Below are 21,915 nucleotides of genomic sequence, written 5' to 3'. Positions count from 1 at the left end.
GCTAATGACTTACATGAAAGCGGCGACGGCGAGCATTGACTTAAACGCGCTCGAACATAACCTGAACCAGATAAAGTCGAAGGCTCCTCAGTGCAAGGTCATGTCTGTTGTGAAAGCCAATGGCTACGGACACGGCTTACTGCATATAGCCAAGCATTCAAAAAGCTCTGATGCTTTTGGTGTGGCGCGTATTGAAGAAGCGTTACAACTTCGTGCTGGTGGCATTGTTAAACCTATTTTGTTGCTGGAAGGATTTTACTCTTCGGGCGATTTGCCAATCTTGGTGACCAATAACATTCAAACGGTGGTGCATTGTGAAGAGCAATTAAGCGCGCTAGAGAATGCGGATTTGGAAACACCCGTTGTGGTATGGCTAAAAGTCGACAGTGGTATGCACCGATTAGGTGTTCGCCCTGAGCAATACCAAAACTTTGTTGAGCGTTTGCATCAATGTGCGAATGTTGCCAAACCTCTACGTTACATGAGCCACTTCGGTTGTGCTGATGAACTGGATAGAGCAACCACCGTTGAACAGACAGAGCTTTTCTTGTCGCTTACTGAAGGTTGTGAAGGGGAGCGTTCACTTGCTGCCTCTGCGGGTTTACTCGCTTGGCCAGACAGCCACCTTGATTGGGTTCGTCCGGGAATCATATCTTACGGTGTCTCTCCGTTTGTTGATAAATCAGCGCAAGAGCTTGGATTTTTGCCTGTGATGACCCTGACCTCACACCTAATTGCCGTTCGCGATGTGAAAGCCGGTGAAAGTGTGGGTTATGGCGGAAACTGGACCAGTGAACGTGATACCAAGGTTGGTGTTATCGCGATTGGTTACGGTGATGGTTATCCTCGTACTGCACCTAACGGTACTCCAGTGTTCGTTAACGGTCGAAAAGTACCGATCGCAGGACGTGTATCAATGGACATGCTAACGGTTGATCTAGGCCCTGATGCGGCAGATAAAGTGGGTGATGAAGCGACTCTGTGGGGTAAAGATTTACCTTCAGAAGAAGTGGCTGAACATATCGGCACTATCGCTTACGAGTTAGTCACTAAGCTGACTTCGCGTGTTGCGATGGAATATGTGAAGTAATCATGGATCTTGATAAGTAAATTATGTTCAAGCGAACGACTCGAAACTGGCTAATGTCTGCAATGACATTACTCGGTGTCAGCTTTTCTTCTTCCGCTGCGAGTGAAGAAAAAGATTCAGCTTTTGTCCCTTTCTACTTCAGCACCGAAACCATGGGTAACACCTTTGGGGTTGCGGGTGTCGCAAAGGGTGTTTGGCAACCTCAAGCCGCTCTGTTTGGTATGGCACTCTATTCAGACAAAGACAGTTACGTCGGTTTTCTATCGGCTTTTAACTATGCCTTGTCTGAGAACGTATTGTTTAGCACTCAGATGTATCAAGCGCGCTTCAACGACAACCCGTATTACATTGGTTCTCAAGGCGATAATGATTCATCTATCGATGACAAAACCATTGCTGATGGCTTAGAGCAAAACTATCAGTTTGAGTTTAAGTATTTGCTACCTTGGGGCAACGTTGCAGAACACGGTTTACTCGGTGCTTTTCAGCCAATCAAAGATGTGAGCTTTGCTTCGCCAATCGAATCGGGTGTCAGTTCGATTCTATTTACGCCTTTTTATACTGCTCGTGAGTTGGAAGGTTTAAATAATACCGAGGAGGCAACAGGCTTTAGTTTGGCGTTTGATTGGGATAACAGTGATAGCACACGCAACCCGACCAGAGGTTCTCACACTAACCTTGAGTTCACCACTGGCGCAGAGAGTTGGTCTAACGATGACTTGTGGCTTAAGTGGACCTTCCAAAATAGCCAGTACTTTGCTTTAGGTCCTTTAGGGGACTTATTCGATCAACAAGTTTTAGCATTTGATTTCTATACCGCTGACACGCCAACGTGGGATAACTGCTCTGGGCAAGATTGTGCTCGCCCACCAGAAACGGAGCAAGCTCGATTGGGTGGCTTGTATCGTTTACGAGGTTATACCGGAGGTCGTTATCACGGTCGCTCTGCAGTTCATTATTCTGCTGAGTACCGAGTACTTCCTGACTGGCAACCACTTGGCGATATCCCACTGATAAACTACTACGATTTGCCTTGGTGGCAATGGGTAGCGTTTGCTGAATTAGGGCGCGTTGCCGATGAGTACGACATCAAAACACTGCACTCGGACATGAAATGGAGCTTAGGTGGCGCGGTGCGTTTCCAAGTGGAAGGTATTGTTGTACGTGCTGAGTTGGCGCGAGGTGGTGACGAAGGGGCCTTTAGGGTTATGATAAACCAGCCCTTCTAAACCTTTCGGCCTACAGTAGGCCAAATACTATTTTTATAAGAGTGGTCGTGGAAACACATCACTCTTTTTTATTAACAAGATATTGTTTTTATTAAGGAGATCTTGTTTTCAAGCAGTCTACTCACCTTGCATCGTAGCAATCACAGTTCGGCTTCCACCACAATCTCGGTGCTCTCCTAAGTAAATACCCTGCCATGTTCCTAAAGCTAAACGACCATTGCTAATTGGTATTGTCACACTGGTGCCAAGTGTCGATGCTTTAATGTGGGCAGGCATGTCATCATCACCTTCATAGGTGTGTCTGTAGTAGGGCGCTCGCTCTGGGACAAACTTATTAAAGTGCGACTCCATATCGGTACGGACGGTAGGATCAGCGTTCTCGTTTAGCGTGAGGCTGGCAGAGGTATGTTGGATAAAAAGATGTAATAAACCAACAGATAGAGAATTGATATCGTGTATCTGTTGTTCAATTTCATCAGTAATGAGATGAAATCCACGCTTTCGTGCATTTAGGTGTATAGTCTTCTGAATCCACATACGCCATCCTTTATAATGTATTTGGAAAAAAAGTGGTTTAACGCTATCTTTTGAACTTGAATTTATCAGGTATCGCTCACATTTAATTATGTTAGAGCTAGAGTCTGTACCGATTCTTCTGTCAGGAAATCTAATCCTGATTTATCTCAAGGTACAGCTCTTCATATGCGGCATAATACGTCGTGAAAAAAAATTACAAAGAATCTTTCAGTGGTGACGCGGTTTGGTCATCACAGAAAAATATAAACTTTCGCCTAATCGGGGGTTCTATTCATCACCCAGGTGACGTTTAGAATAAAACCTACAGTAACATCGGGATAGATACCATGTTGAAAAATATCAACCCAACGCAAACACAAGCGTGGAAAGCTCTAACGGCACATTTTGAGTCTGCTCAAGATATGGATATGAAAGAGCTGTTTGCTCAAGATGCAAAGCGTTTCGAGAGCTTTTCTACTCGTTTCGGTTCTGACATCTTAGTGGATTACTCTAAGAACCTTATCGATGCTGAAACTATGCAGCACCTATTTGCTCTTGCGAACGAGACTGAAGTTAAGTCTGCAATCGAAGCAATGTTCGGTGGTGATGCAATCAACAAGACTGAAGGTCGTTCAGTACTTCACACTGCTCTACGTAACCGTAGCGACAAGCCAGTAATGGTTGACGGCAAAGACGTAATGCCAGCAGTTAACGCTGTACTAGCAAAAATGGAACTGTTCACACACCGCATCGTTTCTGGTGAGTGGAAAGGTTACACAGGTAAAGAGATCACTGATGTTGTAAACATCGGTATCGGCGGTTCGGATCTTGGTCCATACATGGTGACTGAAGCACTAACGCCATACAAAACTCGCCTAAACATGCACTTCGTTTCTAACGTAGATGGCACTCACATCGTTGAGACACTTAAGCCTCTTAACCCAGAAACAACGCTATTCTTAGTGGCATCTAAAACATTCACGACTCAAGAAACAATGACTAACGCGCACTCTGCACGTGATTGGTTCTTGGCTGAAGCGGGTGACAACGCACACGTAGCTAAACACTTCGCAGCACTATCAACTAACGCAACTGCGGTCGCTGAGTTTGGTATTGATACTGACAACATGTTCGAATTCTGGGACTGGGTTGGTGGTCGTTACTCACTATGGTCTGCAATCGGTCTTTCTATCTCACTATCTGTTGGCTTCGATAACTTCGTTGAGCTACTAGAAGGTGCTCACGAGATGGATAACCACTTTGCTTCAACTGAGTTTGAAAGCAACATTCCAGTAATCCTTGCGCTTATCGGTATTTGGTATAACAACTTCCACGGCGCTGAGTCAGAAGCAATTCTACCTTACGATCAATATATGCACCGTTTTGCGGCTTACTTCCAACAAGGCAACATGGAATCGAATGGTAAATTTGTTGACCGTGACGGCAATCCAGTAGAATACCAAACTGGTCCTATCATCTGGGGTGAACCAGGTACAAACGGTCAGCACGCTTTCTACCAACTGATTCACCAAGGCACTAAGCTGATCCCATCAGACTTTATTGCTCCTGCTATCAGCCACAACCCAGCATCTGATCACCACCAGAAGTTGATGTCTAATTTCTTTGCTCAAACTGAAGCACTAGCATTCGGTAAGACAAAAGAGACAGTGGAAGCTGAATTCCTAGCGGCTGGCAAAACAGCTGAAGAAGTGGCTGAGCTTGTACCTTTCAAAGTATTTGAAGGTAACCGTCCAACGAACTCTATTCTTGTTAAGCAAATCACCCCTCGCTCTTTAGGTAACCTAATCGCGATGTACGAGCACAAGATCTTCGTTCAAGGCGTTATCTGGAACATCTTCAGCTTCGACCAATGGGGTGTAGAACTTGGTAAGCAACTAGCAAACCAAATTCTTCCAGAGCTTGCTGACGATGCTCAAGTAACGTCTCACGACAGCTCAACTAACGGTCTAATCAACGCATTTAAAGCGCTTAAAGCTTAATTGAGTTGATAGCACCAAAAAAACGCCAACCTTCGGGTTGGCGCTTTTGTATCTGTATAGCAAGCATTGGTTAAATCGCAGGTAATAAAAAAGGCTGGCATGATGCCAACCTTCTTTGAGTTGATACTCAGTACTGCTAGAAATAAACAGCTGTTATTCGAAACAGATCTCGATGAAAGCATTACCCCATTGAGATGAGAAAGGCATGATGATGATTGCCCCATCACACTTGTGACGAATCGTATGACCTTTACCGGAAACCACGATTGGTGTTGCCATATCGAAGTCAAAACCGCTTTCCGCAAGAATACGTTTCGCACCGCCAGTCACCATGTTAGTGATTTCACCCACCATATCGGTCACTTCTTCGTTGAGGCCGTTTGGTCGTTCACCAAGCATGTTTTCCATGATTTCGAGAGCGAGACCTTCATCAAAGGTGATCGACATAGAGCCACGAGATTGTGTACCCACCATACCAATTAGGCCGGATACATCACCACGAGCGATTTCATCTTTCTTAACTCTCGGTTTTTGTGGCTTCAATTCTAGAGAAGCCATCGTTTTTAATACGTTCATCAAAGAAGCTAAAAACGGGTTTACAAATTCAGCGCGCATAATGTTCTTCTATAATCTTATTCTTTCATCTCGGAGGAGCAAGATTGGCAAATGCCATGCGATTCAATGACATGATTCGTCAATTGAAAGCCATGCTTCTCAGCGTTACTGGCGAGTAGGGTGACAAGCGCATCGTCCTGCAGTTCTATCACAGTGCCACATTTATCGCAGATCAGTAGTTGGGAGAAATGTTTGTTGGCATTGCAAGAGCAGCAGCATATGAAGCTATTGGTTGACTCAACTCTGTGAATGAAACCTTGCTCCAACAAGAAATCCAAAGCGCGATATACTGTAGGTGGCTTGGCTTGCGGTTCACTGACTTTCAACTGCTCTAATAATTCATAAGCACTGGAGGCTTTTTTATTAGAGAGGATGAGCTCAAACACTCGCTTTCTTTGAGGTGTTAATCTAACGCCTCGCGATGCGCATATCCCTTCAACTTGCTCTATTAATGTGTGGTCCAAATTTTTCACCATTCAATCGGACATCCCTAATCAAACCTTATTTCTAGGTTACTACGTTTTGGGAGCCAATGATTTCTATTAAAGTCAGGTACAGAGCGTATTGTGACCCACGACTTTGAATAAGACAAGGTAACTCAAAATGACAGTGTGACTCAAGGCATAACTGATTAATGAGGTTGAATTAGAGATCTGGTGAATAGGTTTATAAAAAAGTATGAGGTAAAGTTGATATGACATCTTCATTTGAGTTCAATTTAGCTCAATTAATTTTTCTTACAATAATGTGCTGTTTTAAATCACATTTCTTATCGCATATTGTTCCTTATTCGCTAAAATCGATGCCTAATATAGACTAGAAGAAGACTATTGACCCCTCATGTCAACATGAGCTTGTCATGGTGTATTGTAGTTTTAGTCTTTAATTTCAAATGCTTGGAGTTAAGCTGTGGAGCAAGTAAACAAAGAATCATTTCTGAAACTGTTGTCCATCTATAATCAAAGAGAAAAACGTTATCAACAACGTTTGGATGACTTTAAGGCCATGAGGGATAAGCTTGAAGAAGTGGAAGAACCAAGAGTTAAAAAAAATGAGCTATACATCAAACTGGCTATAGCCGCAGCTATTATTTTAGTCATCGCCTTTATCTTTATTTAAGTCGTCAAATTGGAAGGGAATAAAATGAAAAAGCATTTTGACGCTTTGGCTAAAGCTTCATTAGAAAGTAGTCATCTTAACCTTGGTGAATGGTATGAAAGCTATGGTTTAGCACTGCACTTATTCAAGTCTGATAGCAAAATTTACACAAAGGCGATGAAAAAGCGAGACGGTCATAAAAAGCACATTGCAAAATATATTGAACCTAAGTTACTCACCACGGAAGGAGTAACTGAGGAGTTTAAAAAAATAATGCGTTGGAAGACCTTTGTTGAACGATGGGACGCATATTACGAACCTATTGCAAAGCCTCAAGATCGCGTGCATCACTTGTCTGCAGTATTGGAGGCTTTGTCCGATGAAGATGTTCCACGAGCTTTAATTGAAATCGATAATTTGCCGGTTGACTACTTGATCAACGATACTTTTTGGGGCGAGGTCATTCTCTTTATCGTTGCCGCAAGATCAGGAGATCAAGAGCAAGCCCGATCAATAACGCAAGAACTGTACAACATGGCGCAGAGCGATCACAACACAGCGTTACTTAGCCATTTGTTACCAGCTTTATGTAAGAAATATTTAGATGAAGAGTATTATCCATGGCAAATGAAGGCTCGTGTAGTGAACTGGAATGGAGAAACTTATCATTGTGTTCCGGTATTAATACACAACTTTGATGCTTTTGGTGGTCAAGAGTACATAAACCATACTCCTGTCAGACAACGTGCTCGCGTTGAAAGAAAACATAGCGTGGATTACGTGTATTCTACAGACCGTTATGGAAACCGAGGTCAAAGCATCGCGAGTGCGACTGCTAATGTTGGAATCGCCGTAGCGAGTGCGACAGGTAAAGTTATCGGCCATACTTTGCTTTTGGGCGCCGCAGGGGCGATATATCTAGCGTTAGCCGGTAAGATTCGAGTAAATCACTACAATAATTCCAATCATAAGATAGTCTTAAATCGTAAGACCGAGATGCCTGTCAATTCGTGTGGTTATATCGTGACTAAACAGAACAGTACTATTGAACCATGGCAGGATGAAGAGGGGAGCGAAAGCATAGACAATAGCTTTTCGTTTTTGAACTTCACAGATGGTTTGGCTTATCCATGTCGAAAGGGGTATGACATCCCAGATGAACAAGGGCTTATTCAATTATTATTTGATGAAATAATGTAATCATGATTTGTATTTATGAGTTTTTGAGCCTTTGCTTTCAATCAAATTGAACCATTAAATACGTCCACTCCAACAACATATCAACAATCGAAATCAATGGTTGGAGTCATCATATATTAGCACTTTGCGGTCTCCGTGCTTGGAGGCCGACTTTGTCGTGCTCAGCGTGTGAAACCCAGTTATGTCACATATAAGCTACCAACGGATAAGGATCTCATGTTTTCACCACCTTCACGTGTAACCACGCTTTCAAGAGGGCTGCTTGTCACTACTATTGCTCTTATTCAGGGATGTTCATCTACAGATAAAGTAACACCACCACAACCAACCTTGGAGCGAGGGCTTGGATTACCTGCAGATGCAAAACTAATCTCGAATCATAACTCAGCAGAGGGGCGAGAAATGTTTCGTGATATGCAGTTGGCGTTAAAATCGCGCAATCTTTATCAAACCATGGGAGGGGATATCTCTTACATCAAAGGACAGTGCCCTATTGATGTTATCGCCCACCGTGGCAGCTCTAATTATGCTGAAAACTCTCGTAATGCGATTCAAATGGCGGCGGTAAGTGGTTTTGATGGAGCAGAAATTGATGTGATGCTGACGCGTGATAAAGATTGGGTTGTACATCACGACATAGAAACAGGAAGAGCAACCGCTCGTAGTGATGGTAAGCGATATCGCGTGAGTCGTATGAAGAGTAGTGAGTGGAACTCTCTGAGTGGAAGGAGCCCTGACGGAACATTAGATGGGTATCGTCCCGCTTATTTCAATGAAGCCGTGAATGATTGGTACCATTACGCAACGATTGAACAACCCCTTAATATTGAAATAAAAACATCAGATGGCTCCATGGAAGATTTGTTTAAACTCGACGAAATGGCCAGACAAAGTCTCCCCTATAGAAACTATTTTTATTCATCAATGGATATGGACGTTCTGAAAAAAATGCGGGAAATCAATTCAAGTGTTTATCTTGGGTATGTATGGGAGCCTCATTCGGCGTCGGTTGCTCAGTTTAAGCGGGATGCAAAACGAGGCATGGGTTCTGATGATTATTATCAGGAAAATAAAAAGAATATCGATCGCGCCTTTGCTATGGAGGGGCGTTATCGTAAGCATAAGCCCAAACATTCCGCTAAAACGGTAAAACGAATACTTGGCCCCAATAGTGGATTACATGTTGATATAAGAAGTTACCGACAATATGCGACAATTTACAGCCGTGCGAAAGCGCAAGGCATGAAGGTGGTGACTTATACGATTAACGGAACGGATTACCACCAAGATCAATTGGTCTCGTTAGCTAAGGCAGGTCGACCTCTGCCAGATGAGGCGATCATGGATACCAGTAAGTTCTCTATTTGTCAGCAGCTTGCTCCACAGCTTGTCGTTCAATCAAATGGCTACCAACCCACAACGTTAGCAGGCGAAACCGTTGCTGGCCTACCCAATGACGCTGATTTTCACCGACTCTATGAACAAATAGATTACCTCAAAGATGGCCATTACATCACTAACCGAGGTCTCATTAGGAGTGTGTCATATTCCAAGCCTGCTAGCGTGAAAGGTGTGAAAAAAAGAACGCAAACAACGCAGAGCGCGAAGCCAGCAGTGCTGTTTGATATTCAAGATGAAGATTTAAATTTAAGTAACGATGCGATCAGCATTTCGATGCCGACAGAAAAATGATGTTTGATGAGAACAGGGATAGACAAATTTTGGAAGCGTTAAGATGAAACCAGTTCCTAGCCAGGACGTAATAACCACAAATAATAAGAAGCCGAAATGGTTGGCTATTTTGTTGTTTTTTTGTTCACTTCTTTATCTTTTTCCTGAAGTCGCTTTCAACGCCAAGTTGGTTGAAATTGCGGGTGGAATCGATGTTAGTGATGCTCAATTACATAAAACGGAGCTATTTGGCCGAACCATCTCAGGGATCGGGGTGACTTTAATTGTTGCGGATTTTCTACTTAAAGGATGGCTGACCACGACGAAGTTTCGCGCTATTTCATCGTTGGTCGTGATTACAGCTTTGGTTTGGCCAACGGTTTTTTTTGGTCAAAAGGCGGTAATAGATAAATGGTTGATTGAACCGAGTAGTGCAAAGCAGAGACAGGAGGCTTTCTTTTCCTCTGTACTGCGATCTAGTTTAGCGATGAATGCGATTAATATCGAAGGGATCCCTTATAACTCAGAGGCGAGTACCGAGTCGTCAGAAATGACTTTTCTCGCTTTGATCGGTGGGTTGGTTTACAGCAATGATGCATTCTTAAGTCATATTGATGATAAGAAAGTTCAAATTTTGGATCGTTATATTCAAAATCGAGCAAACGCCAATTTCGATGAGCACTATGCGAACTATAAAGTATTACGGAGTGAAGTTCAGCAATCGTGGCATCAATATCAAAAACATGTTGGGGCGTATAATCAGACGGTAGAGTCTCGCCATCAAAAGGCCAATCAAGCGTGGGAAGAGGTCGAGTCGACCGTCGCGACGGGGTATCGTGATTATCAACAGGCGAGTAAGGCCTATTTAACGAGAGCAGAGGCGAGAGCACAAAGAGTTGCACAACCTATTTTTGACCTATTTGATGATAAAGAACGCTGTTATAAACGCAAAGGAAGCTCAAGAGCCAATTGTATCAGCCGCATTGAAGATCGCTATGAACGCTTATTAAAAGATAACTCGATTCCCCACCAACCGATGGATTATTGGTTAGAGAAAACCTTTCGACGAACGAAAGGTGAAACATCTTGGGGGGAAGCATTCGGTTCTCTAGGCTTATCAGTTATCCAAGCCGGTATTGAGCAAGCGACAGGGCAAGCTGGAGAAGCCATTCAAGATAAAACGTATACCAATAGTGTCGCTCATTACACACCACGAATACTGGCAGTGTGGCAAAAACAGTTCTTAAAAGAGACCGGTTATCCTATGGGAATCGACTCTATGTCGGAGTTTCGCTCCCACTCTACAACAGCAAGTAAGGTTCGTACTCAAGTTCATCGAAAGGGGATCCATTTAGACTCCAATTGGCAAATAAACCAAATTAGCGTGTTTAAAAATGCAGTCAGAAACAAAGTTATGAAGGACACCAAAGCTCGTTGGCATGCCGAGGCAAAGCAGCGGGGTTACGACATTGAACCGAACTTATCTTGGAATGATTTTCAAAAAGTAGCCGAAGTTCAGCAACAAATAAAGAATCGTATGGGCGAACGTTATTACGTCGAGCCCATGATGGCGACGTGGAATAATAAGCAATTTTACCAACAGGTTATTGTTCCAAATGTGAGGCGTGAGAGAGATTATTGGCTAGGTTATATTGAGGCGTCACGCGCTCAGTTTGCTGATGATGGCCCTTATGCTGAACAAGGCAAAGCGGCATTGCGTTCTATCATTGTGCCGCCAATATCAATGGGACTATCGCTATTTCTCGTTGTCCTAACGGTGTTTAAGCTGCCAGGAAAATTTATCGTGTTGATGAATTACCATAAACCACGGCCAGCACCGAACTTGAAGAGCAAGGCTCTGAATATAGGCAGCTCGTTTATCGTCATATTCGTTATTCTTGTTGTGCCTGTGAATGTATTTTCATCCAAGTACACTCAAACGGACTCAACGATTGGCTTTTTCTTAGAGCAAGTCAGTGACACACTATCTCCGTCGGCTTCTTATGCCGTTCGTTGGGTGATACATACTCAACCGTTGATTCATCCACTTGGCGCTCAAATAGACAAAAGTATGCGTATTACTGATGGGTTTTCTACCTCTTTGGAGCATTCGGTAGCGGAGTTGGATGGTGTTTTTGCTCGTTATTTAACTCAGCGTGCTGAGAGCGAACCGGTGAGTTCAGCTAAAAACAATAATGAAGCCCAAACGGAGTTTCCTATGTACATCAATTCAAATGCACAGAACCAACCGGGTTTTAAGGTTCGAATAATGAATATTAAGCCTAGGTACCAAGCCGGTATGCGATTGCCAGAGGGTAATTATGATGTTGAGGTCCGTGCCAATGGATACCAACCAAAGCGTTTATGGGTAAAGCACAGTAAAGGAAAAGCCTCTCACCGAATCGAACTTGAAAAGTTGGTTATTTAAGTCCGCGTCATAGAAAGTGAACAGAAGAAAATGATCTGCTCCTTCCACTAAAAAGGGTTTAGCGTTACTTGGTGCGGGAGCTGCTTTGGTAGTGGGTCACCCTGAACTTATCACCGCGAGCGTATCGGCAGACGGTGTTCAATTCGGTGGCATTATTGGCGCAAGTGCTCCAATAGTATTTGGCCTATGGGAAACCCTGCGCAATGAGTTCAAGTAATGGCAGAGTATCAAACAATCATTGTTGCCGTTGTTAGTGCCTTGTCTAGCGGGGTGGGTGTAGGCATTACACTCAAAACTGATGTTAAGTGGTTGCGCTTAATGATGGAAAAGATGGATGAGCGTTTGACGCGGTTGGAAAATAAAAGCCCTAAGTCGTAGGGCTTTTTTGATTTAGGAACGTTGTTCTGACGTTTTCAGTTCTATCCAACCCTTAACCGAGTCTTTCATACTTATTTATACTACTGATGTATGAGTACTTTTTAGAAATGTGTTGTAGTAATATGTGTCTAGTTAAGTATTAAGGGATATCAAAATGAAAGAGCTGGTTTCAGCCTTGTCACAAGCAACAGCAAACAGACTTAAGGCGCCCATTTTAGGTGCGTTCATATTAGCTTGGTTGGCGTGGAATCATATCTATGTAATAGAGTTTTTCTTTAGTGAAAGCAAAGACAAGATAACGTTTGTTAAATCACTAGAGTTTCATTTGTTGTCTGATTTAGTCATTCCTGCAGTTATAGCGGTTTTATATACTTTTGGGTTGCCTTGGCTACAACACCAAGTCGATAAGTTGAAGTATAGCTTCATTGACGACAAACGTATTAGAGCAAAACATAGCCGAGATAAAAGTAAGTATGAAAGTCTTGGTGGGACTGCAAGAGCACAAGCGGAATGCAGTTTGGAATATCAAAAAGAAAAGTTAGGTCGAGATTTAGATCTGTGGGAAGAGCAACGTAATATTCTGAAAGGAAAAATAACTACTCTTAATGACGAAATTGCACACCAAACACAACTAAGACAAGACGCAGAAATTGCAACTAGTAATCTGCAATCTCAACTCGATTTTTCGAATGAAACCCAACAAAGTCAAGGCGAAGAACTTAAATCGCTAAAAGCTGAATTAGAAGACCTTCAAGAAAACAAAGAGAATCTTGAATCACACTATATTGAACTAAGACGTCAGACTAGAAACTTTAAGGGCATTTTGGAGCTGATTGCACAGTTGGATATCGACGAAACAAAAAGCTTGAGAGATCATTACTTAGATAACCCTAATTTCAGAGCACTAGCGCATGCAAAAGATATAAACAGCCCTGAGTATACGAATGAACTAGTTAAAAACGACCATGTAGTCAAAGCCGTGCTCGATAACCTCTTTAGCAGGAACGATGATAAGTTGAATGAAATACTTTCAAAAATGGGGTATGTGTATTCACCTAACCTCTCTTCACCTCAAATATCCATAAGTAGAGGAGAGCCTAGGCTACCACTTGACGATGTATATCAGTTGAAAGGCTAATTACTAAGCCCTTTTGTGTAACTTATGCGGAAATAATTGCGTGTATACTTGCCACAAAATGTTTAGATTTCTATGCCCAGTCACTTGAGCCACCTCTTCAATCGAATAGCCCTTTTCAAATAACCTACTAGCTCCCTCTCTTCGTAAATCGTGATACCTCAAATCTTCAATACCTAATTCGTTCCTAACTTTCTGAAAGCCTGCGCTAACACTGCGTGAGTTGTATGGGAAAATGAGCTCACCTTTGTTCGGTTGCTTTAGTGCGATCTCAAATGACTCACCAAGCAACGGAACAATCATGTGGTTGCCCTCTTTCTTCCTTGGGTCTTTTCTGTCTCTGACGAGTATTGTTTTATGTTCTTGGTTGAGATCTTCCCAACGCAGCTTGCACACTTCACCTATTCGCATACAAGTAAGAATGCTGAACTCAAGAATGTCGGTGAATGGGATTCGAGTTGTGCCGTTTGGCCGGAAAGACTCACGTTGTTCTAATCCAAGCTTTAAGCGTTTTAGTTCTTCGGAAGTTGGGCGGCGTGTTCGTTTCTGGCTTTTACCTATTAGCGTCATATCAATGAGAACCGGAATTGCTTCATCAAATATCAGAAAGTTGGCCGCGATATTGAACACGGGCTTTGCTTTTTTCATTACAGAACGTAGGTAAGCAATATCATGATAAATCGTTGCGGGTTTGGCTCCTGCACCTCTTCTGTTTTTACAGTGCTCGATTAAGTCGCTAGTTCGTAGCTGATTACTCTCAACTTGGGCGATGTCGCAATCCCTAGGCATCTTAATCACATAGCGTTTGGTGCGGCCTGTATTGTCCCAAAGATCTCTTTCGGCCATGAATAAATCGAGGAGTACCGAAAGGGGGACTGTTTTTGGCTGATTTAGTACCCCTTGAGCCTCTAGTTCAGCTACCCTTTTTTTACCCAAAGCTTTAGCGAGCGCTTTCTTTTTTAGAGTTTTGCTTTCCCTGTGTATAATGCGCGAATTCTTTTTAACGATGATTGTTACCTTGAACCTTGGTTCACCGCTTTTTAGCTTTCTGGTCTCGATGGTATAACTTGCCATTGTCCAACTCCTAAAGGGGTACTTGAGGGGTACTACAGGAAGTAATTCCGTTTAATTCTAGGTAATTCACTGTATGTTTGTACAGTATTAATTGAGACTGAATCATGACAAACACTAATAAAACCAGTAAATACGCTAGTAACCGACTTTCTGTTGCACCCATGCTCGATTGGACTGACCGCCACTGTCGTTACTTTCACCGTTTGCTTTCTCAGCAGACTCTTCTGTACACGGAAATGGTAACAACGGGCGCGATCTTACATGGTAAGGGCGACTTCCTAGAATATAACGAGCAAGAACATCCTCTTGCACTTCAACTCGGTGGTTCAAACCCGGTTGATCTTGCTGCTTGTGCCAAGCTTGCTGGTGAACGCGGTTATGATGAAGTGAATCTTAACGTAGGTTGCCCTTCAGACCGAGTTCAGAATGGTCGATTTGGTGCATGCTTGATGGCTGAGCCCGAGTTGGTGGCAGATTGTGTTTCAGCGATGAAAGAAGTCACTGATATTCCAATTACCGTGAAAACGCGTATCGGTATCGATGACCAAGACTCTTATGAGTTTCTAACTAAGTTTGTTTCGACGGTTTCTGAAAAAGGTGGCTGTGAGCAATTTACTATTCACGCGCGTAAAGCGTGGTTGAGTGGCCTTAGCCCGAAAGAGAACCGTGAGATCCCACCGCTAGATTACGATCGTGCATACCAAATCAAGAAAGATTTCTCTGATCTGGTGATTGCCGTGAATGGTGGCATTACTACTCTTGAGCAAACTAAAGAACATTTGCAACACCTTGATGGCGTGATGATCGGTCGTGAGGCCTACCATAGCCCGTTTATCTTGGCTGAAGTCGATCAGCAGATCTTTGGTTTAGACACACCAATTAAGAAGCGCTCACAGGTTGTCGAAGAGATGTACCCGTACATCGAGCGTGAACTTTCAAATGGCGCAAGTTTAGGCCACATCTCTCGTCACATGCTTGGTTTGTTTCAAAGCATGCCTGGTGCAAGACAATGGCGTCGCTACATCAGTGAAAACGCACATAAGAAAGGTGCAGGTATTGAAGTGATGCAAACAGCATTGGCTAAGATCCCTAAAGAGCTAAATGTTTAAGCTCCCTCTAAGTTAAAAACTTAAGGTTAAATTCGCCATTAGAGGCTAAATTTACCACTGTAAGTTTCTGAAAAGCCACGCATGAAGATGTGTGGCTTTTTATTTGTCTGATAAATAAGGGTTTTATTAGTTTGGCACACTTGGTATGGAAGCTGCAATGTTAGAAAGTAGGAAAGATAGGTCATTAACTCATTAGGGAGACCATTATGTTTGAATTAATCTTTGTTCTTATTTTCGTCGCAACTCTACTTGTCACTGGTATCACGTTTATGACGGTATTGGCTGCAACCGGAGTAGCGTTATTAGTCATGTTGGTCTTAGGTATGATGGGGGTCGTGTTTAAGTTACTGCCTTGGTTGATCGTGATTGCAATCGGTGTGTGGTTTTTCAAAAACTTTGTACACAGTTCTAACCAAAGACGTTACTAAGATCATGGTGTCGTCAAATCTTTGATCGTCAGCGGTTTATCGTTTGAGAATTTAAGATGTGTGATAGAATTTTCCCCAATAATCTATGAATGTGCATACAATTAGCACAACGATATGGAATTGGAGCTATCTCAAATGAATAAAATGCCATTAATTGCTTTAGTGGGAATGCTATCTTTAAGCTCGGCAGTGTCTGCTGAAGAAGAGTTTTCTTACACGGCTAAAGTCGGTGCCGATATGTGGTGGGGAAGTACAAAGCTAAACGAAGTTAGACAAGATGATGACTCTAACTCACCTTCGTTGTATTTCGCATTTGAGCATAATGCCCCGATGCTACCAAACGCTAGCTTTCGCTATACTTCTGTTGATGCAGATTCATTGGCTTTCGATAAGTACGATTACACCTTCTATTACACGTTGTTAGATCACAAGCTGATGAACTTCGATGCGGGTGTGACGTTTACTCAATACTCAAACTCGAATTACATTGAACCAAAAGCAACAGGTGCGAAAACATCGACGTTTGATGAGTTCACGTGGAGCTTCTACGGTAACGCAGAGATCAATGTGCCGGACACCAACTTCGATATCATTGGTACGATGGAGTTCGGTGATAGCAGTGGTATTAAGAGCACGGATTTGATGGCGGGTGTTCAGTACCGAATTCCAGTATCAGAATCTGAAATTGCCCTGCGTGGTGGTTACCGTGTTATCGATTTAGATTCGGATGAGTTCTTTAGCTCAGAACTAGGCAAGAGCTTTGTCATGGTCGATGGTTGGTTTGCTGGTGCTGAAGTGCGCTTCTAGGCCATATAAAGCAAATTTAGAACGAATTTTAAGAACGCCACTTTATTAAGTGGCGTTTTTTTATATCTATTGGTTACTTGAGTATATATCTTTCTGGAATTAGTTAGCACATTCATCACTTTCGACCATCCTTAATACAGAGAGCCAATTTGCGTCTATTCTTATAAGGTCTATGTAGTGAGGTCAAAGCAAGGGATGGAATATGACACTCAATGAATTGAGAAATTTATATAGAGAAAACCTGTTAGTTGAAGCCATCATAGAGCCCTCAATTCAAGAAGGGTCTTGGGTTGTGGAGTTTCGTCATATGGGTGGTGGCTTCGTTCTGCTTACTGATGTTCATGGTGAAGAATGTCATTACGCGGATTTAGACTTGGCATCTAAGTCGGCAATGGCGGTTGGCTTTCAGCAAGTACGCATTGAAAACCAGTAAGACAATTTACGTTTCAATCGGTTTTTACTTCCAAAAAGTTATAAAACATACTTTTCTATTCTTTCTTGTTATTAAAAGGAGTGGTTAATCTATCGTCACGCAATGATTAGGGATGTCGTGACCATGTCTTTAAATAAGAAAGAGTCTTCACAAAACAATAATGCACAGTCTGGGGCTAATGAGTTACCTGGGCTAGCAGCACCACTTAATGACCAACAATTAGGTCATCTTCAGCAAACTGTTTCTGAACTGTCTTCACAGCAACTGGCATGGGTCAGTGGTTACCTTTGGGGAGTGAGCCAAGCTCAGCCTGTCGGTGCTGCTGCGCCAATCGCTCAAGCGGCCGCTGCAGTAGCGGCTAAGCCAGCGGGTAAGCTCAGCATTATCTTCGCTTCTCAAACCGGTAATGCTAAAGGCGTCGCTGAATCGCTAGAGGCAGAAGCAAAAGCCTTAGGTATTGCTGTCGAGCTTTTCGATGCAAGTGATTATAAAGGTAAGAACCTAGCCAAAGAGACACACGTCATTTTTGTGGCTTCAACCAATGGTGAGGGCGAAGCCCCTGATAACGCTATTGAGTTGCATGAATTCCTACAATCGAAGAAAGCGCCAAAATTATCAAACCTACAATACGGTGTGATTGGTTTAGGTGACTCAAGCTATGAGTTCTTCTGCCAAACGGCTAAAGACTTCGATAACTTCCTCGCTAAGCTTGGTGCGAAATCGTTTGTCGATCGTCTTGATTGTGATGTTGATTACGAAGAATCAGCAACGGAATGGCGCGCTAAAGCATTAGAGCAAGTAAAAGAGACGCTATCGACAGGCACTGAAGCCGATGTGGTTCAATTACCAGTCGGTCAAGCGGCCGCCGGTCATTCGCAATACACCAAACAAAACCCATACACCGCGACACTATTGACGAGCCAAAAGATCACCGGTCGTGATTCGGGCAAAGATGTTCGTCATATCGAGATTGATCTTGATGAGTCGGGCATTACCTACCAACCCGGCGATGCGCTAGGCGTATGGTATGAAAACAGTTCAGAACTCGCAAATCAGATTCTTTCTAAGGTTGGGTTATCGGGTATCGAAAGTGTCGATGTCGATGGTGAGAATCTATCTATCCATAGTGCGCTAGTGAGTAAATTTGAGATTACCACTTCAAACCCTCAACTTGTGACTAAGTTTGCTGAGTTATCGGGCAGCAAGAAGTTAATCAAGCTGGTGGAAGATAAAGACAAGCTTCGTGAATACGCGGGTAATACTCAAGTTGTCGATGTTTTAGCTGAGAAGAAAACTAAGCTATCGGCTGATGAGTTAATTGGCCTGTTACGTAAGCTGACACCGCGTCTCTATTCTATTGCATCAAGCCAAGCAGAAGTAGATGAAGAAGTTCACTTGACGGTTGGTTTGGTTGAATACCAAAAAGGCGAAGAGTCTCGTTTAGGCGGAGCTTCTAGCTTCTTAGCTCAACGTCTTGAAGAGGGTGGTGAAGTGAAGGTGTTTGTTGAGAACAACAATAACTTCAAATTACCACAAGACGACAATACACCAATCATCATGGTCGGCCCGGGTACCGGTATCGCACCGTTCCGCAGTTTTGTTCAAGAGCGTGAAAACAATGATGCTGAAGGAAAAAGCTGGTTGTTCTTTGGTGACCGTACCTTTACTCAAGATTTCTTATACCAAGTTGAATGGCAAAAGTACCTCAAGTCTGGCGCGCTAACTAAGCTCGATGTTGCCTTTAGCCGTGACCAAAAAGAAAAGGTTTATGTTCAGGACCGTTTAATCGAACAAGCAGAGCAGGTGTGGCAATGGCTGCAAGAGGGCGCGTACCTCTATGTCTGTGGCGATGCGACTCGAATGGCTAAAGATGTTCATGAAGCGTTAGTTTCGATAGCGGAAAAGCATGGCAACCAGAGCCGCGAGCAAGCTGAACAATATATTAATGATTTACGTAAAGCGAAACGTTACCAAAGGGATGTGTACTAATGAGCAAGCAAGTAATAGAGCAAGAAGTGCTAGGTCAAGTACTTGGACCTTTGGCTGACAATGAGCGTCTTAAGCGTGAAAGTAATAACCTACGCGGTACGATTGAACAAGATCTCCAAGACCGCATAACAGGTGGCTTTACTGCTGATAACTTTCAGTTGATTCGTTTCCACGGTATGTATCAACAAGACGACCGTGATATTCGTAACGAACGTACCAAACAAAAGCTCGAACCGTTACATAACGTCATGCTTCGTGCTCGTATGCCTGGTGGCATCATTACCCCTAAGCAGTGGTTGGCGATTGATAAGTTCGCAGACGAAAGTACCTCTTACGGTTCAATTCGTCTAACAACTCGTCAAACGTTTCAGTTCCACGGTGTCTTGAAGCCGAACATTAAGTTGATGCACCAAACGCTAAATAGCATTGGCATTGATTCAATTGCGACAGCGGGTGATGTAAACCGAAATGTTCTATGTACGACAAACCCGGTTGAATCTGAACTTCATCAAGAAGCTTACGAGTGGGCGAAAAAGATCAGTGAACATCTATTACCGAAGACTCGTGCTTATGCAGAAATCTGGTTAGATGGTGAAAAACTAGAAACAACGGATGAAGAACCTATCCTTGGTAGCAACTACCTACCGCGTAAGTTCAAGACGACGGTTGTCATTCCTCCGCAAAATGATGTGGACGTCCATGCTAACGATCTTAACTTTGTTGCTATTGCTGAAGACGGAAAGCTGGTGGGCTTTAATGTGTTAGTCGGTGGCGGTCTTGCTATGACACATGGTGATACCTCTACTTATGCACGTAAAGCTGACGACTTTGGTTTTGTGCCATTAGATAAAACGTTAGATGTAGCAGCGGCGGTGGTAACGACTCAGCGTGACTGGGGTAACCGTTCAAACCGTAAGAATGCAAAAACCAAATACACACTAGACCGTGTTGGTATTGATGTATTCAAAGCAGAAGTAGAAAAACGTGCAGGCGTTGAGTTTTCTGAAAGTCGTCCTTATGAGTTTACTGGCCGTGGTGATCGCATTGGTTGGGCGGAAGGCATTGATGGTAAGCACCACTTGGCGTTATTCATCGAGAATGGTCGTTTACTTGATTTTCCGGGTAAAGCTCTGAAAACAGGTGTTGCTGAAATAGCGAAGATCCACAAAGGTGACTTCCGCATGACTGCAAACCAAAACCTAATTGTTGCGGGTGTGTCGACGAGTCAAAAGGCCAAGATTGAAAAACTGGCGCGTCAATATGGCTTGATGGATGATGCTGTTTCAGAGCAACGTAAAAACTCAATGGCGTGTGTGGCTTTCCCAACATGTCCTTTAGCAATGGCAGAAGCTGAGCGCTTTCTTCCTGAGTTTGTAACGGATGTTGAAGACATTCTGAAAAAACATGGATTACCAGAAGAAGATAACATCATCCTTCGAATCACAGGTTGTCCAAACGGTTGTGGTCGTGCAATGTTGGCTGAACTTGGTTTAGTGGGTAAGGCTCCGGGGCGTTACAACATGCACCTAGGTGGCAACAAGGCCGGAACTCGTATCCCTAAGATGTATAAAGAGAACATCACATCAGCTCAGATCTTAGAAGAGATTGATGCGCTGGTGGGACGTTGGGCTACAGAACGCAACGACAAAGAAGGGTTCGGTGATTTTACAATCCGAGCTGGCATCATCGAAGAGGTGATCATTTCCAAGAGGGATCTGCATGCATAATTCTGTCGCTTCAAAATTGAAGTTAGCAGAGCTACTCGCATTGACTAAGACGGAGCAAATACTTCGTCTTGGACAAATCAACGCAGAGTTAGAGCAGCTAACCGCATTAGAAAGAGTTAAGTGGGCTTTAGATAATTTAGAAGGGACACATGTTGTGTCTTCTAGTTTCGGAATCCAAGCAGCATTGATGTTGCACCTAGTGACCCAAGCAAAACCAGATATTCCGGTTATTTTGACTGACACAGGGTATCTATTTCCGGAGACCTATCGCTTTATTGATGAGTTAAGTCAGAAGTTGACTCTAAACCTTCAAGTCTTTCGCGCCCAACAGAGCCCTAATTGGCAAGAAGCGCAATATGGAAAACTTTGGGATCAAGGTATAGAAGGGATAGAGAAGTACAACAAGCTTAATAAAGTTGAACCGATGAGAAGAGCGTTGGATGAACTAGAGGCAGGCACTTGGTTTTCCGGTTTAAGAAGAGAGCAATCTCAATCGCGTGCAAATTTGCCAATCTTATCTATCCAAAATGGTGTGTTTAAATTTTTGCCGGTAATCGATTGGACGAATAAAGATGTTCACTATTACCTAGAAGAGCATGGTCTCGGTTATCACCCGCTTCGAGAGCAGGGTTACCTTTCTGTTGGAGATACACATACAACTAAGAAGTGGGAACCGGGTATGACTGAAGAGGAAACTCGTTTTAATGGGTTGAAACGCGAATGTGGTCTCCATGAAGATGATGGAGAGCAATATGGTTCTGGGATTTAGACTCGTTGCCATTTAAAAAGCTGCCATGAGGCAGCTTTTTTGTTTTCTAGGATGAAAATCAGAGCAATTGTGGATAAGTCTGTGGTTATTTTGTAAGTACTCTGTAGTTAAACTTGCGCAAATAAGGCTTTGAGTGTTTATTCGCCATGTAATCGTTATTTTTGCATCTTTCTTTAATAAACACTTGCCAATGTGATGAACATCTCTATAATGCCGCCT

At 43.1% G+C, this 21,915-nt stretch carries 21 protein-coding genes; 17 read left to right on the top strand and 4 right to left on the bottom strand.

Features of this window, described 5'->3' with window-relative positions:
- Positions 1 to 4: 4 nt before the first annotated feature.
- Both alr and AB4329_RS00670 read left to right on the top strand, forming a co-directional pair.
- A complete protein-coding gene (gene alr / locus AB4329_RS00675; protein ID WP_017065624.1) occupies positions 5 to 1,090 on the top strand; it encodes an alanine racemase in 1,086 nt (361 codons plus the stop codon).
- Between the two features lie 23 nt (positions 1,091 to 1,113).
- Positions 1,114 to 2,319 carry a BamA/TamA family outer membrane protein gene (locus AB4329_RS00670; protein ID WP_372137568.1) on the top strand — a complete coding sequence of 402 codons (1,206 nt, stop codon included), beginning with the start codon at positions 1,114 to 1,116 and terminating at the stop codon, positions 2,317 to 2,319.
- 117 nt (positions 2,320 to 2,436) lie between these two features.
- Here the strand turns inward: AB4329_RS00670 and AB4329_RS00665 are convergent, their stop codons facing one another.
- Positions 2,437 to 2,856, bottom strand: a complete 420-nt coding sequence (locus tag AB4329_RS00665) for a secondary thiamine-phosphate synthase enzyme YjbQ (protein ID WP_017059938.1) — start codon at positions 2,854 to 2,856, stop codon at positions 2,437 to 2,439.
- Between the two features lie 326 nt (positions 2,857 to 3,182).
- Between AB4329_RS00665 and pgi the strand changes: the two genes are divergently transcribed.
- On the top strand, positions 3,183 to 4,835 hold the full coding sequence (gene pgi / locus AB4329_RS00660; RefSeq protein ID WP_372137567.1) for a glucose-6-phosphate isomerase: 1,653 nt from the start codon (positions 3,183 to 3,185) through the stop codon (positions 4,833 to 4,835).
- Positions 4,836 to 4,988: 153 nt separating this feature from the next.
- Here the strand turns inward: pgi and AB4329_RS00655 are convergent, their stop codons facing one another.
- Both AB4329_RS00655 and zur read right to left on the bottom strand, forming a co-directional pair.
- Positions 4,989 to 5,450 carry a chemotaxis protein CheX gene (locus AB4329_RS00655; protein WP_017059940.1) on the bottom strand — a complete coding sequence of 154 codons (462 nt, stop codon included), beginning with the start codon at positions 5,448 to 5,450 and terminating at the stop codon, positions 4,989 to 4,991.
- Positions 5,451 to 5,467: 17 nt separating this feature from the next.
- Positions 5,468 to 5,926 (bottom strand): zinc uptake transcriptional repressor Zur, encoded by a 459-nt coding sequence (gene zur / locus AB4329_RS00650; RefSeq protein WP_017059941.1) that lies wholly within the window; start codon positions 5,924 to 5,926, stop codon positions 5,468 to 5,470.
- Positions 5,927 to 6,359: 433 nt separating this feature from the next.
- On the opposite strand from zur, the gene AB4329_RS00645 reads away from it, so the two are divergent.
- The 7 genes from AB4329_RS00645 (at position 6,360) to AB4329_RS00615 (ending at position 13,363) form a co-directional block, all read left to right on the top strand.
- On the top strand, positions 6,360 to 6,569 hold the full coding sequence (locus AB4329_RS00645) for a hypothetical protein (RefSeq protein ID WP_017059942.1): 210 nt from the start codon (positions 6,360 to 6,362) through the stop codon (positions 6,567 to 6,569).
- A 24-nt stretch (positions 6,570 to 6,593) separates the two neighbouring features.
- A complete protein-coding gene (locus AB4329_RS00640; protein ID WP_017059943.1) occupies positions 6,594 to 7,748 on the top strand; it encodes a hypothetical protein in 1,155 nt (384 codons plus the stop codon).
- A gap of 216 nt (positions 7,749 to 7,964) precedes the next feature.
- Complete coding sequence (locus tag AB4329_RS00635) at positions 7,965 to 9,440, top strand: glycerophosphodiester phosphodiesterase (protein WP_372137566.1); 1,476 nt, start codon at positions 7,965 to 7,967, stop codon at positions 9,438 to 9,440.
- A 43-nt stretch (positions 9,441 to 9,483) separates the two neighbouring features.
- Positions 9,484 to 11,847 (top strand): hypothetical protein, encoded by a 2,364-nt coding sequence (locus AB4329_RS00630; RefSeq protein ID WP_102398012.1) that lies wholly within the window; start codon positions 9,484 to 9,486, stop codon positions 11,845 to 11,847.
- Between the two features lie 85 nt (positions 11,848 to 11,932).
- On the top strand, positions 11,933 to 12,064 hold the full coding sequence (locus AB4329_RS00625; protein ID WP_277871672.1) for a hypothetical protein: 132 nt from the start codon (positions 11,933 to 11,935) through the stop codon (positions 12,062 to 12,064).
- Entirely contained in the window at positions 12,064 to 12,225 is a 162-nt protein-coding gene (locus tag AB4329_RS00620) for a hypothetical protein (RefSeq protein ID WP_170962468.1), read from the top strand. The genes AB4329_RS00625 and AB4329_RS00620 overlap by 1 nt, the downstream gene beginning before the upstream one ends.
- A 154-nt stretch (positions 12,226 to 12,379) precedes the next feature.
- Positions 12,380 to 13,363, top strand: coding sequence for a hypothetical protein (locus tag AB4329_RS00615; protein WP_136979803.1), 984 nt, complete (start codon positions 12,380 to 12,382; stop codon positions 13,361 to 13,363).
- A 3-nt stretch (positions 13,364 to 13,366) separates the two neighbouring features.
- Here the strand turns inward: AB4329_RS00615 and AB4329_RS00610 are convergent, their stop codons facing one another.
- Positions 13,367 to 14,434: a site-specific integrase gene (locus tag AB4329_RS00610; protein ID WP_136979801.1), complete on the bottom strand. Its 1,068-nt coding sequence runs from the start codon at positions 14,432 to 14,434 to the stop codon at positions 13,367 to 13,369.
- Positions 14,435 to 14,538: 104 nt separating this feature from the next.
- Here AB4329_RS00610 and dusA point away from each other — a divergent pair, with 104 nt between their 5' ends.
- From dusA to AB4329_RS00575, 7 genes are all read left to right on the top strand, one after another.
- Positions 14,539 to 15,543, top strand: coding sequence for a tRNA dihydrouridine(20/20a) synthase DusA (dusA, locus tag AB4329_RS00605; RefSeq protein ID WP_019822275.1), 1,005 nt, complete (start codon positions 14,539 to 14,541; stop codon positions 15,541 to 15,543).
- 206 nt (positions 15,544 to 15,749) lie between these two features.
- Positions 15,750 to 15,971: an envelope stress response protein PspG gene (gene pspG, locus AB4329_RS00600; protein WP_017059950.1), complete on the top strand. Its 222-nt coding sequence runs from the start codon at positions 15,750 to 15,752 to the stop codon at positions 15,969 to 15,971.
- A 135-nt stretch (positions 15,972 to 16,106) separates the two neighbouring features.
- Positions 16,107 to 16,778: a TIGR04219 family outer membrane beta-barrel protein gene (locus AB4329_RS00595; RefSeq protein WP_017059951.1), complete on the top strand. Its 672-nt coding sequence runs from the start codon at positions 16,107 to 16,109 to the stop codon at positions 16,776 to 16,778.
- A 202-nt stretch (positions 16,779 to 16,980) separates the two neighbouring features.
- Complete coding sequence (locus AB4329_RS00590) at positions 16,981 to 17,211, top strand: hypothetical protein (protein WP_004735813.1); 231 nt, start codon at positions 16,981 to 16,983, stop codon at positions 17,209 to 17,211.
- 123 nt (positions 17,212 to 17,334) lie between these two features.
- Positions 17,335 to 19,200, top strand: coding sequence for an assimilatory sulfite reductase (NADPH) flavoprotein subunit (locus AB4329_RS00585; RefSeq protein WP_102394623.1), 1,866 nt, complete (start codon positions 17,335 to 17,337; stop codon positions 19,198 to 19,200).
- Complete coding sequence (gene cysI / locus AB4329_RS00580) at positions 19,200 to 20,927, top strand: assimilatory sulfite reductase (NADPH) hemoprotein subunit (protein WP_065584776.1); 1,728 nt, start codon at positions 19,200 to 19,202, stop codon at positions 20,925 to 20,927. Before AB4329_RS00585 ends, cysI begins: the two co-directional genes overlap by 1 nt.
- Entirely contained in the window at positions 20,920 to 21,696 is a 777-nt protein-coding gene (locus AB4329_RS00575; RefSeq protein WP_017059954.1) for a phosphoadenylyl-sulfate reductase, read from the top strand. Before cysI ends, AB4329_RS00575 begins: the two co-directional genes overlap by 8 nt.
- The last annotated feature ends 219 nt before the right edge of the window (positions 21,697 to 21,915 follow it).

It is taken from the genome of Vibrio sp. 10N.261.54.A5, assembly GCF_041471145.1.
Classification (GTDB): Bacteria; Pseudomonadota; Gammaproteobacteria; order Enterobacterales; family Vibrionaceae; genus Vibrio; species Vibrio crassostreae_C.
This window is presented reverse-complemented; position numbering and strand designations above follow the sequence as displayed.

Bases quoted from the DNA above. Each gene is read 5' to 3' on its own strand.
- alr (WP_017065624.1), top strand. From the start codon at position 5: ATGACTTACATGAAAGCGGCGACGGCGAGCATTGACTTAAACGCGCTC.
- AB4329_RS00670 (WP_372137568.1), top strand. From the start codon at position 1,114: ATGTTCAAGCGAACGACTCGAAACTGGCTAATGTCTGCAATGACATTA.
- AB4329_RS00665 (WP_017059938.1), bottom strand. From the start codon at position 2,856: ATGTGGATTCAGAAGACTATACACCTAAATGCACGAAAGCGTGGATTT.
- pgi (WP_372137567.1), top strand. From the start codon at position 3,183: ATGTTGAAAAATATCAACCCAACGCAAACACAAGCGTGGAAAGCTCTA.
- AB4329_RS00655 (WP_017059940.1), bottom strand. From the start codon at position 5,450: ATGCGCGCTGAATTTGTAAACCCGTTTTTAGCTTCTTTGATGAACGTA.
- zur (WP_017059941.1), bottom strand. From the start codon at position 5,926: ATGGTGAAAAATTTGGACCACACATTAATAGAGCAAGTTGAAGGGATA.
- AB4329_RS00640 (WP_017059943.1), top strand. From the start codon at position 6,594: ATGAAAAAGCATTTTGACGCTTTGGCTAAAGCTTCATTAGAAAGTAGT.
- AB4329_RS00635 (WP_372137566.1), top strand. From the start codon at position 7,965: ATGTTTTCACCACCTTCACGTGTAACCACGCTTTCAAGAGGGCTGCTT.
- AB4329_RS00630 (WP_102398012.1), top strand. From the start codon at position 9,484: ATGAAACCAGTTCCTAGCCAGGACGTAATAACCACAAATAATAAGAAG.
- AB4329_RS00620 (WP_170962468.1), top strand. From the start codon at position 12,064: ATGGCAGAGTATCAAACAATCATTGTTGCCGTTGTTAGTGCCTTGTCT.
- AB4329_RS00615 (WP_136979803.1), top strand. From the start codon at position 12,380: ATGAAAGAGCTGGTTTCAGCCTTGTCACAAGCAACAGCAAACAGACTT.
- AB4329_RS00610 (WP_136979801.1), bottom strand. From the start codon at position 14,434: ATGGCAAGTTATACCATCGAGACCAGAAAGCTAAAAAGCGGTGAACCA.
- dusA (WP_019822275.1), top strand. From the start codon at position 14,539: ATGACAAACACTAATAAAACCAGTAAATACGCTAGTAACCGACTTTCT.
- pspG (WP_017059950.1), top strand. From the start codon at position 15,750: ATGTTTGAATTAATCTTTGTTCTTATTTTCGTCGCAACTCTACTTGTC.
- AB4329_RS00595 (WP_017059951.1), top strand. From the start codon at position 16,107: ATGAATAAAATGCCATTAATTGCTTTAGTGGGAATGCTATCTTTAAGC.
- AB4329_RS00590 (WP_004735813.1), top strand. From the start codon at position 16,981: ATGACACTCAATGAATTGAGAAATTTATATAGAGAAAACCTGTTAGTT.
- AB4329_RS00585 (WP_102394623.1), top strand. From the start codon at position 17,335: ATGTCTTTAAATAAGAAAGAGTCTTCACAAAACAATAATGCACAGTCT.
- cysI (WP_065584776.1), top strand. From the start codon at position 19,200: ATGAGCAAGCAAGTAATAGAGCAAGAAGTGCTAGGTCAAGTACTTGGA.
- AB4329_RS00575 (WP_017059954.1), top strand. From the start codon at position 20,920: ATGCATAATTCTGTCGCTTCAAAATTGAAGTTAGCAGAGCTACTCGCA.